Raw genomic sequence first — 11,964 nt, forward strand, 5'->3', positions numbered from 1 at the left:
ACCTGAATGGGCTTATCAAATGCAATTTTTTTAATGAAAAATTCTGTTTCCCGGCTCGCAGTACCGTTTCCGATGGAAATAGCCTCGATATTGTAAGCATTCACCATAGACCGGATTTTTTTCATCGCCATTCCTGTTTCATTTTGGGGAGCGTGAGGATAAATGGTTTCATTATGGAGCAAATCTCCTTTTTCATCCAGACAAACTACTTTACAGCCGCTTTTGTATCCCGGATCAATAGCCAGAATCCTTTTTTCTCCCAATGGTGGAGCTAATAAAAGCTGGCTTAAATTTTCAGAAAAGATCTCAATAGCTTTTTGGTCTGCTTTTTCTTTAGCTTCCTGCAAAGCTTCGTTGGAAATAGCAGGTTCCAGCAATCTTTTATAACTGTCTTTTATAGCTAATGAAATTTGCTCTGCACTTTCATTATTAGATTTGATAATAGCATTTTCTATGAATTCAATGGCTTCTTCTTTGTCAATACCTATATTAGTTTTAACAAAACCTTCAGTTTCGGCTCTCAACATAGCGAGAAGTCTGTGAGACGGGGTTCTGTTCAGGTTTTCTTCCCATTCAAAATATTGAGAGAATTTTTGGGCACCTTCTTCCTCTTTTTTTGCTTTTACGGCTTTCGAAGAAATAATCGCTTTCCGCTGAAACAGTCGGCGGAGATTCTTACGGACATACATATTTTCATTGATCCATTCCGCCATAATATCTCTTGCTCCCTGTAGAGCTTCTTCTTCAGAAGAGACCTCATTATTCAAATACTTTGAGGCCAAAAACATCACATCATTGTTTTTCTGGCTCATAATGATTTTTGCCAGTGGTTCCAGTCCTTTTTCCTTTGCGGTATCAGCTTTGGTTTTCTTACGTTTTTTGAAAGGTAAGTACAGGTCTTCAAGCTCCTGAAGGTCAAAGCTATCCTCTATTCTTTGTGTCAATTCAGGAGTTAAAGCATTTTGTTCTTCAACAGATTTTAAAATGGTTTCTTTTCTTTTGATGATTTCTTCAAACTGCTTATTAAGCTTTGAGACCTGTTCTATCTGTGTTTCATCCAGATTTCCGGTCATGTCCTTTCGATAACGTGCTATAAAAGGAACAGTGCAGTCCTCGGATAGGAGCCGAAGCGTATTGTTGATGCTTTTTTCGGATATGCTCAGGCTTTTCTGGATGAATTGAATGGTGTTCATTAATTAATTTTAAGTCGGCTAAAATAGGAATTTTTACCATCGATGTAAAATAGTCGGATTTATTTTCATTTCTTGATATATGATAAGACGATAAGATATTTGTTTTTTCTATTTTTGGCATAAATTATAAGCATAAACTTTTTAACAAGAATAATATGAAAAAACTTAGTGTTATCGCATTAGTCGCTGTAGGATTATTGGCAGCATCATGTAACAAAGACAAAGCGGCAGAAACAGCGGCTACAACTACTGAACAAAAGGTAGCAGAAGGTACGGGTGAAGTATTGCCTGTGGATGTAGCAACTTCTGTAGTGAATTGGAAAGCATTCCATAAAGGAGGTTTTGCTCCACGTTGGGGAACAATCAGTGTAAAGTCAGGTGAATTAAATGTAGAAGGCGGACAGCTTACTGCAGGAAGTTTCGTTATTGATATGAACTCTATTAAAGTAGACCCTGCTTCCGTAACGGAAAAAGATAAAAAACCTGCAGATCTTGAGGCACACTTGAAAAACCCGGATTTCTTTGATGTAACTAAAAATCCAACCTCAGATTTCAAAATTACAAGTGTGACAGATTTAAAAGAAGCACCTAAAGATGCTGTTGCCGGAGCTAATAAAACCGTAAGCGGAAATCTTACTTTATCAGGAAAAACAGTGAATGTAACTTTCCCTGCAAAAGTAGACGTTGTAGAAAACTCTGCATCTATTCAGGCTAAGTTTACCGTAAACAGAGCAGACTGGGGAATCAAATTCGGTACTGATGAGGCAGATCCTGCAGAATGGATGATCAGCAAAGACATCGAAATTGCTGTGGATGTTAAAGCTAAAAAATAATTTGTCTTAATAATAAAAATAAAAAGCCACCTTTTTGAGGTGGCTTTTTATTTATCCAATTATAAAGGTGATCTTTAAGGTCTTGTTTCGTGATAATATAAAGGGGTATCATTTTCATCAAATCCTATCACAAGTAGGGTATGGCTTTTTGTATCATCATTGTTATAAAACTTTACTGGTGTAGGTTCATTAGCTTTTGTTTCCAGATATGGGTTCCAGTAAAGGGTAGTTCTGGTATCTTTTGCGATATTCTTTAAACTTACATTCTCATAAACTGCATTGTTGAAAACAGCTTCTTTATCATAGCCATTTAAAGTAATGTATTTTAATCCGGGTAAAAGTTTTAATTCTTCTTCAGATAATTTGATGTCTCCACCCTGACGTGTATATATTGCAATAGCCTGCCCTCCTCCTCCCGGACCGGCTCCCGGAAAATAATCTTTAATTACTTTGATCATTGCAACATCTGCGACAGAAATGCTGTTTATCTGGCTGGGATCAATTTTCATTTCATTAAGAAATACAGGAGTTATACTTCCCCTTAACATAGGAACATAGGATCCATTCTGCATTTGTAGTCGAAAACCTGCTACTCTTCCTTCCAGAAACTGCAAAATATTACCTCCTGCGACTAAAGATTTATTATCATTTACGAAGTCAAAAATTTCTTCATTGTTACTTCTGAATAAAGAGCTGCTCAATTGTTGATTCAGTTTTCTTTTATCATCCTTCCTTTGTCCCTTTAATCTGATTTCTTCAATAGTATTTATCTTTTCATTAAGCGATTTATAAAAGCTTTTGGTTTCAACAGCTTTTGATACTTCTATTGGTAAAGGATCATTAGAAGGGCGTTCAACCAGGTGGAAGCCACTTGCCGGAAGATCACTCTTATACGGAATAAATGCGTAAGCTGGCTGAATATATACACTCACGGGATGTGACGCTTTCTGTTTACCACTCAATTGATAAAAGAACTTCATTGTTCCTTCAAAGATCAGATCATTGAAAATGAAGTTGCTTGAAGGATCAATTGGAATCTGATATAATTTTGTCCCGTTCTCCTGGTCTGTTTTGGAAATCAAGTTCAATTCAGAGCTTCCTGCAGGCTGTCCGGATACTTTTCCTTTGTATGTAAGGTAGGATTCAGGGGCATATTTTATAGCAGGATAGCTTCCTGAGATAAGAGTATGCCAGTCAAAGCGTTTCCATTTTTCAGAGATAAGTAATGCATCCAGAGCTTCTGCATTATGATTTTTAGCAAAATACTGTGCCGGAGTATATATTTTGGAAGTAATATCTCCGGTCAACCATAAGGTACTCAAAAGACTTCTTTCTTCTTCTGCATCCTGAGATTCACCATCAAGAACTACTACTGAATAACTGGAATAGTTTGGGTTTTTTGCAATAGTAAAGGTATTGGCCTCATGAGGATTCTTATTTACATCTGTATACTGAACAGATGGCTTGTTAATCTTTAATGATTCAGGTTGTACAAAGCAAAGCCTTTTGGCAACTACTTGTTCTTTATCATCAAAAACGGTCAGTTGTAAAATCCCATTCACAAGTTTATCGGTAGGAATAGAATAAACGGCTTCATTTGATAAATTATGTATTTGTGCTTTATAAACCAGCTGATTGTTAATAGTCCCCAAAACCTTATAAGATGAATGTTGGTAATTTTTTGATTTTATGGAATAAGTAATTGCATTTGTTTTGCTTTTTACTTGCAAATTGATGCCGGAAGCAGAAATAATCGGTAAGTCAATATTCTGTTTAATTCCTTTATCATCCTGAACAATAAGTTGATATTTTCTACCACTTTTAGGAGTAAGACTAAATGCTCCTACATTCCGATCAAAGCCTTTGAAGCTGGCAATTTTTACATCCGGATTTTCAGAATCTATCACATAGCCATTCCAATCAGAAGGTGTAATACCGCGGGATTGTAAACGAACGGCAAATTTGGTGTTGATTCCGTCTATAAAAGTTCCGCTTTCAGGGAAAACTGTTGCCGTCCAAGGCGAAGTAGTGTCGGAAACCAATTTTTCATTTGAGGACGGATTGTAAACTGCTATGGGCTGAATCAGTTGAAAATCTTCATTAAAATTAGCCATCCATGTAGTGTAAGCTCTGATATAATACACATTTTCTTTCAGCGTTTCAGGAAGACTAAGACTTCCGCTGCCTTCTCCATTGTAAAGGGGAAATATAGCTTTACTTATTTGGGTTTTATTGCGGTCATATAATTCTACAAATAAATTGCTTGAAACAGTAGAACGATTATATCCATCAAATACAAAAGATTTAAACCAAAGATTTTCTCCAGCTACATAGCTACTTTTATTAAAAAGTAAATGTATTTTTTCCTGTGGATATTTCTGTTCAAATTTCTGGAGCGCTTCTTCGGCTTTATTTTGTGCATGGGAGTAACTCATAAAACCCATAGCAACCATGAAAATCAGTTTTTTTGACATGGATGTTTTTTAATTGCGTTTTTATTTGAAGCTAAAATACGTTTTTTTATGATTTAAGTCACCATTGATGGATAATTTTTCTAGTTAAAAAACAAAGCCTTACCAATTCGGTAAGGCTTTAAACATTATGCTAACGTTCCATCAGCTTTCAGCCATTTTGTTCCGTCCCAGTAGATTGGCATTCCAATGGTGGAATCAAAATACCTGAAACCTGTATCTAGATTGTTTGATGGCCTTTCTGCTGTAGTTCCTGATCTTTTATTATCCGCATTCATCCCATCTGCATTTCTCCAAGATCCACCATCATAGAATTCAGGTTTGCTATTTGAAGTATTATAGAAATTATATCCTCCAATAGGAGAAAATGGTCTTTTATTAATATCTCCGATGTCAGCGAAGGTTTTATAAACTTTGATATTCTGATCGTAATATTTTAAATTGCTGACCAATCCGTCTATATAAACAGTACCTTCATAATCATCTTCAATTAAAATATCAGGTTTAATAAACAGGTTTTTCAAATGAACAATATTATCTGCTGTTAAGCCGGTTGAATATTTAATGACGAATTTATTATAGTTTTGTAGCTTGGTCGTCCATCCATCCGCCCAGATATTATCTAAAGAAAAAGATGCACTTTCAGAAGCAGTCAACGCATATTCATTATTTTGTTCAAAATGAATATCCCTGAAAGACAGATTTTGTGTAATTCCTTTTATTTCTACTCCTATTCTATTGTATTCAAAAATTGAGTTCTGAATCCAGGTGGTTTGTATACCATGATATTCTGTCAATAAACCATTGATGAGCATTCCTATATCGCAATGGCTTAGCCAAATATTTCTAAAAGAAACTGTTGTACTCGGTCCGCTTCCTGCAGAATCCTCATAAAGAATACCAATTCCATCAGAACCCATAACTTTGAAATTAGAAACTTTTACGTTGACAGCAAGTTTTATACTTAAACCCGTGCTGGTTTTATTATTGTAAGCGTCTGTAGTGTTTCCAGATAATCTGGTTACAGTAACATCATCAATGATTGAATCATAAGCTCCTTGCAAAATAATTCCTCCTTGTGAAAAAGTAATATTTTTGATGACAATGGATTCAGACATAAGAACATTATTGCCATCCATTCCGGTAATATTAGTAACATTGGCTTTTGCAGTTGCTTGATGAAGAATAACCCCTTTTTTACTTTCGCCCAATAGAGTAGTATTATGAGGTAAAACTAATGTCTCAGTCAATTTATATTTACCATTAGGAATATACAGTGTGAAGCCTCCGAATTGTGCATTGCTGTCATACCGCGGTTTAAATATTTTAGTGCCTACTGCAATAGCTCGCATAAATTTATCTGTATCATCAGCGCCCAAGACCTCATCAGTACTTAAATTTCCTTTTGCTCCAAACCACTTTACATTCAGAACATCATTATTGAAAATAGATTCTCGAACATAATATACAGAGCCTCTTTTTCTATAAATAATCTTGTCGGTTATATTAAATCAGCTTCATTGACAGACGTAATAACTGTACCATCAATCCATGTTGTAGTTTGTATATAGTTAACGACTTCCATGGTAAATTCATCAATTAATGTGACAATCTCTTTATCCAGAGTTGGATCAGAGGATCCGAAGAATTGTTCCGTTGTCAGCAGATTTAAGTTGTTTGTCATTTTTTTCTTTTAAAAGGTTAATAATTAGTGATATACATTCTTGCAAGAAATCTATAAAGCAAATATAGAAGCGGGAAACGCCAGAACTTGACGTATTATATTTTTTCTAAAATTTTTGATACATTTTTATTAATTTCCTCATTATGAATTTGTTAAATAATTCATAATCATATCAATTAATTCATTAAAAATCACTACTTTTGCACCCGTAAAAATCTTATATGCAAAACATTAGAAATATTGCGATTATCGCACACGTTGACCACGGAAAGACAACTTTGGTTGACAAGATCATCCACGCTACCAACATTTTCAGAGAAAATCAGGAAAGTGGAGAATTAATTATGGATAACAATGATCTTGAAAGAGAAAGAGGGATCACCATCTTATCCAAAAATATTTCTGTTACCTATAAAGACACAAAAATTAATGTAATTGATACCCCTGGTCACGCCGATTTCGGTGGAGAGGTAGAGAGAGTATTGAAAATGGCAGACGGAGTTTTACTGTTGGTGGATGCCTTTGAAGGTCCGATGCCGCAAACTCGTTTCGTTTTGCATAAAGCTCTTCAATTAGGATTAAAGCCTATCGTGGTCATCAATAAAGTAGACAAAGAGAATTGTCGTCCTGAAGAAGTTCATGATAAGGTTTTCGATTTATTCTTTAACCTTGACGCTACTGAAGAACAATTGGATTTCCCAACCTATTATGGATCTTCTAAACAAGGTTGGTTCAATACTTCATTGGAACCTACGGATAATATCCTTCCTATTCTTGATGGAGTGTTGGAATACGTTCCAGCTCCTAAAGTGGAAGAAGGAACTCTTCAGATGCAGGTGACTTCATTGGATTATTCTTCATTCTTGGGAAGAATCGCTATCGGAAAAGTAGTGAGAGGTACTTTGAAAGAAGGTCAGTGGATCGGTCTGGCTCAGGAAGGAGACAAAATTGTAAAAGGAAAAGTAAAAGAATTATACGTTTTCGAAGGGTTAGGAAAGAAAAAAGTAACGGAAGTTCAGGCAGGTGATATTTGTGCAGTAGTTGGATTCGATGCTTTCCAGATCGGGGATACATTTGTTGATCTTGAAAATCCGGAGCCAATGGAAAGACTGGCGATTGATGAACCTACATTGAACATGACGTTCTCTATCAACAACTCACCATTCTTCGGGAAAGATGGTAAATATGTAACGTCTAATCACTTGAAAGAAAGACTAGAAAAAGAGTTGGAGAAAAACCTTGCCTTAAGAGTTCAGCAAACAGATGATGCTAATACATTCCTAGTATTCGGTAGAGGTATTCTTCACCAATCGGTTTTGATCGAAACCATGAGAAGAGAAGGGTACGAAATGACGATCGGTCAGCCACAGGTGATCCTGAAAGAAATCGATGGTGAAAAATGTGAGCCTTACGAAACAATGGTAGTAGATGTTCCTGAAGAATTTTCATCAAGAGTAATCGACCTTGCGACTCAAAGAAAAGGAGATTTATTGATCATGGAAACTAAAGGAGAAATGCAGCACATGGAATTCGATATTCCTTCAAGAGGTTTGATCGGATTACGTTCTCAAATGTTGACAGCGACTGCCGGAGAAGCAATCATGGCACACAGATTCTCTGAATATAAGCCTTTCAAAGGTCAGATTCCGGGAAGAAGCCAGGGTGTTTTAGTTTCTAAAAACCAAGGACAGACTACAGCATATTCTATTGAAAAACTACAGGACAGAGGAAAGTTCTTCGTTGATCCGGGAGAAGATGTGTATGCAGGGATGATCGTTGGAGAACAAAATAAACCTGGAGATTTGGTTGTGAACATTGTAGAAGGAAAACAGCTGAATAACATGAGAGCAGCCGGAAAAGATAAAGACGGAAACATTGCGCCTAAAATCCTATTCTCTTTAGAAGAATGTATGGAATATATCCAGCAGGATGAATGTATCGAGGTAACTCCGAACTTCATCAGAATGCGTAAGAAATTATTATCTGAAGAAGATAGAAAACGTGCTGAAAGAATGGCAAAAGCAGATTAATTCTGTTTCACATATAATTAAAAAGCCTCGATTTTCGGGGCTTTTTTTATTATAAGGAGTAAAATGCTTATTTTACACACTTAAAAAATCCAAATAAATTAATGTAGTTTTGTAACCTATGAGATTGAATTCATTAAAACTGATATTTTTATTAGGCACCTTTGTGTCCTGCAGCAGTTCCCGTTCTGTTTCGAATACCATAAAGCCCGCGCCAAAGCCGCCTGTTGTCATCCCTAAAAACACTTCAAAATCCACAGACTCTGTTGCCCGTGGAGCAGGTCAGATAGAAGAAAATATTAAAGTAAATCTCCCATCAATACAAAGAGAATTCCGGGGAGCCTGGATAGCAAGTGTTGCGAATATCAACTGGCCGTCCAGAAATAACCTGTCTGTAGAGCAGCAAAAAGCGGAAGCGATCAGTATGTTGGAGATGTTGAAGAATAATAATTTCAATGCAGTAATATTCCAGGCCCGCCCTTCAGCTGATGCTTTATATACAAGCACCTTAGAGCCTTGGTCTTATTTTTTAACCGGACAAACAGGAAATCCACCTTATCCCAATTATGACCCTTTGCAATTCTGGATTGAGGAAGCCCATAAAAGAGGATTGGAGTTCCATGTGTGGCTGAATCCTTACAGAGCACACCACGCCAATGGAGGACCGGTAAATGAACTGTCCATGGTCAGAAAACTTCCCGATATGATCGTAAGGCTGAAAAACGGGATGTATTGGTTTGATCCGGCAGATCCGAGAACCCAGGGTCACGTTTCCAATGTGGTAAAAGATATTGTAAAAAGATATGATATTGATGCTGTTCATTTTGATGATTATTTCTATCCGTATGCTACTTATAACAAAGGAGCGGATTTCCCGGATACTAAAAGCTGGAACGAATATCTGAGAAATGGCGGAACATTATCCAGAGCAGATTGGAGGAGAGATAATGTGAATAAATTCGTGGAGCGTATTTACAAAGAAATTCATGCAGAAAAAAGTTATGTGAAATTTGGGATCAGCCCCTTCGGAATCTGGAAACCCGGTTATCCGGAAGGAATTACGGGTTCCTCTCAATATGATGAGCTGTATGCTGACGCCAAATTATGGCTGAACAACGGTTGGGTAGACTATTTCTCTCCACAATTATATTGGCCAATCGATTCAAAAGGACAAGGCTTTGAACCTTTATTGAATTGGTGGAAATCCGAAAATACACAAAACCGACACTTGTGGCCAGGATTGAATACCGTTGAAATAAAAGTCTCCGACCGGCCAACAGAAATTAAGAACCAGATTGAAATTTCCCGACAGATATTGAAAAATGGTGCCGGAGAAATCCACTGGAGCATTGCCGGGTTAACGAAAAATACTGAGATGCTTCCAACCCTAAAGAATGGCCCTTACAGAGAAAAAGCATTAGTCCCTCAAACCCCATGGATAAAAGCCGTGCCGTTATCAATCCCTACCTTATTTATAGCAGATAACGGAAGCTTTGCACAGGCAAGCTGGAGCTCTAAAAATATAGGTCAGGTTTTCCAGTGGGTACTTTTTACCCAATATAATGGAGTTTGGGAAACCGAAATTTTAACATTGGACAACCTTTCAAAAGCTGTCCCGAAATTTAAAGACGGCAAAAAACTGAATGCTATAGCGGTAAAAGCCATAGACCGATTAGGTAATGAAAGCGATTACATAGCCAAACAGATCAAATAATCCACCAAGAAAATTCCCCTTTTTTGCAGGGGTGTCAAAAATTCAAAGAATTTTTGACGGGGTGGTAAAAACAAAAAAAGCCAGTTCTATTGTGAGCTGGCTTTTATTTTAGAATAACTATAAATTAAAGATTTAAAATGAAGTAATTCAATAAATTATAAAAGTGTGTTAACATATTTTATTAAAAATAAAAGCTTTATCGGAACTATTTTTGCATCATAACTTCCATAATCACACAAAAATATGAATTATGAATACGAACAGACTTTCCGAAATTATGGAAAAAGCACTGAGTAATCAGATGAACAAAGAAATTCATGCATCCCACGTTTTTCTATCTTACGGAATATGGGCAGATGACAAAGGATACCAGGGAATTGCCAATTTTCTTTACAGACACGCCCAGGAAGAAAGAAATCACTCCATTAAATTTATGGAATACATTCTGAACAGGGGAGGTAAACCTAAAGTAGAAGCCATTCCTGCACCTCCGGAAGACCCGGATTCATTAACGGCTTGTTTTGATGGCGTATTCAAGCATGAAGTTGATAACACAACTTCCATTTACAGGTTGGTAGATCTGGCTATGGAAGAAAAAGACTGGGCGACCTGGAACTTTATGCAATGGTTCGTACAGGAGCAGATAGAAGAAGAAACCTTGGCACAGAACTTAATTGATAAATTAAAAATTGCAGGCGGAGACAGAGCTACAGATGAGTCCCTGTTTACATTAGATAAAACATTGCAGGAAACTCCGAATGAGGTTCCTTTGGCTCAGGAAGCTACAGGGGACAATCCATAAAAAGTATAAAACACAGAATAAAAAAATTATTTTAAAATCTGCCGGGAATGCCAGCAGATTTTTTTATTATGAAACTCACCTTAAATTCACTATCTTTGCACGCTGAAAGATTAGTGGTTGAATTCTCTTCCTCAAACTTTCAAATTGAACATTAAACTCTGAACATACATTATGAAATGTGGAATCGTAGGCTTACCGAATGTAGGTAAATCAACTCTTTTTAACTGTTTAAGCAATGCAAAAGCTCAATCAGCAAACTATCCTTTCTGTACTATTGAGCCTAACTTAGGAACAGTTTCAGTACCGGATCAAAGATTGTTCGAACTGGAAAAGTTAGTGAAGCCGGAAAGAGTTTTACCTGCAGTGGTAGAAATTGTTGATATTGCAGGGTTGGTAAAAGGAGCGAGCAAAGGAGAAGGATTAGGAAATCAGTTCCTGGCCAACATCCGTGAATGTGAGGCGATCATCCACGTTTTAAGATGTTTTGATAATGGAAACATTGTCCATGTAGAAGGTTCGGTAGATCCGCTAAGAGATAAAGAAATCATTGATATTGAGCTTCAGCTGAAAGACCTTGAAACAGTAGGAAAAGCAGTTGAAAAAGCGAAAAAATTCATTAAATCCGGGAAGAAAGAAGATATCCTGACGTATGAAACCCTTCAAAAGCTGCAGCAGTTTATTGAAGACGGTAAAAATGCAAGAGAATTCCCTGTGGATGACTTAACAAAGCCTATCATTGACGATATTCAGTTGTTGACCAAAAAACCGGTGCTTTACGTTTGCAATGTGGATGAAAATTCTATTAAAAACGGAAATGAATGGATTGGTAAGATTGAAGAAATGGCCAAAAATGAAGGGGCTGAAGTAGTGGTTTTGGCAGCTCAGATCGAAGCAGACATCAATGAGCTTGAAACATTTGAAGAAAGACAGATCTTCCTTGAAGAATTAGGTCTTGAAGAACCGGGCGTGAACCGTCTGATCAGAAAAGCCTATGATCTTTTAAAGCTTCAGACGTATTTTACAGCCGGAGTGAAAGAAGTAAGAGCCTGGACAATCGGAAAAGGATGGACGGCTCCTCAGGCAGCCGGAGTGATCCACACCGATTTTGAAAAAGGGTTCATCCGTGCAGAGGTCATTAAATATAACGATTACATCAATTTCGGTTCTGAAACAAAAGTAAAAGAAGCCGGAAAACTTTCGGTGGAAGGAAAAGAGTACATCGTTCAGGACGGTGATATCA

The 11,964-nt window shown here is 36.9% G+C and carries 9 protein-coding genes; 5 read left to right on the top strand and 4 right to left on the bottom strand.

Going from position 1 to position 11,964, the window contains the following annotated elements; genetic code table 11:
- On the bottom strand, positions 1-1,193 hold a 1,193-nt coding region (locus ACGHIN_RS14985; protein WP_390455251.1), incomplete at its 3' end, for a Tex-like N-terminal domain-containing protein.
- Positions 1,194-1,348: 155 nt separating this feature from the next.
- Between ACGHIN_RS14985 and ACGHIN_RS14990 the strand changes: the two genes are divergently transcribed.
- Positions 1,349-2,026 (top strand): YceI family protein, encoded by a 678-nt coding sequence (locus ACGHIN_RS14990; protein WP_390455254.1) that lies wholly within the window; start codon positions 1,349-1,351, stop codon positions 2,024-2,026.
- Between the two features lie 74 nt (positions 2,027-2,100).
- Here ACGHIN_RS14990 and ACGHIN_RS14995 read toward each other — a convergent pair whose 3' ends face one another.
- From ACGHIN_RS14995 to ACGHIN_RS15005, 3 genes are all read right to left on the bottom strand, one after another.
- The gene (locus ACGHIN_RS14995) at positions 2,101-4,500 is read right to left on the bottom strand and encodes a hypothetical protein (RefSeq protein WP_390455258.1); all 2,400 of its coding nucleotides are present in this window, start codon (positions 4,498-4,500) and stop codon (positions 2,101-2,103) included.
- 125 nt (positions 4,501-4,625) lie between these two features.
- Positions 4,626-6,002 carry a glycosyl hydrolase family 28-related protein gene (locus ACGHIN_RS15000; RefSeq protein WP_390455274.1) on the bottom strand — a complete coding sequence of 459 codons (1,377 nt, stop codon included), beginning with the start codon at positions 6,000-6,002 and terminating at the stop codon, positions 4,626-4,628.
- Complete coding sequence (locus tag ACGHIN_RS15005; protein WP_390455261.1) at positions 5,999-6,181, bottom strand: hypothetical protein; 183 nt, start codon at positions 6,179-6,181, stop codon at positions 5,999-6,001. Before ACGHIN_RS15005 ends, ACGHIN_RS15000 begins: the two co-directional genes overlap by 4 nt.
- Before the next feature lie 221 nt (positions 6,182-6,402).
- On the opposite strand from ACGHIN_RS15005, the gene typA reads away from it, so the two are divergent.
- The 4 genes from typA to ychF form a co-directional block, all read left to right on the top strand.
- Positions 6,403-8,211 carry a translational GTPase TypA gene (typA, locus tag ACGHIN_RS15010; protein ID WP_390455264.1) on the top strand — a complete coding sequence of 603 codons (1,809 nt, stop codon included), beginning with the start codon at positions 6,403-6,405 and terminating at the stop codon, positions 8,209-8,211.
- 118 nt (positions 8,212-8,329) lie between these two features.
- The gene (locus tag ACGHIN_RS15015; RefSeq protein WP_390455267.1) at positions 8,330-9,922 is read left to right on the top strand and encodes a glycoside hydrolase family 10-like protein; all 1,593 of its coding nucleotides are present in this window, start codon (positions 8,330-8,332) and stop codon (positions 9,920-9,922) included.
- Between the two features lie 250 nt (positions 9,923-10,172).
- Positions 10,173-10,724, top strand: coding sequence for a ferritin (locus ACGHIN_RS15020; RefSeq protein WP_245140453.1), 552 nt, complete (start codon positions 10,173-10,175; stop codon positions 10,722-10,724).
- A gap of 171 nt (positions 10,725-10,895) precedes the next feature.
- A partial coding sequence (ychF, locus tag ACGHIN_RS15025) for a redox-regulated ATPase YchF (RefSeq protein WP_390455270.1) occupies positions 10,896-11,964 on the top strand: 1,069 nt, incomplete at its 3' end.

It is taken from the genome of Chryseobacterium barbadense (assembly GCF_042849955.1).
GTDB lineage: Bacteria > Bacteroidota > Bacteroidia > Flavobacteriales > Weeksellaceae > Chryseobacterium.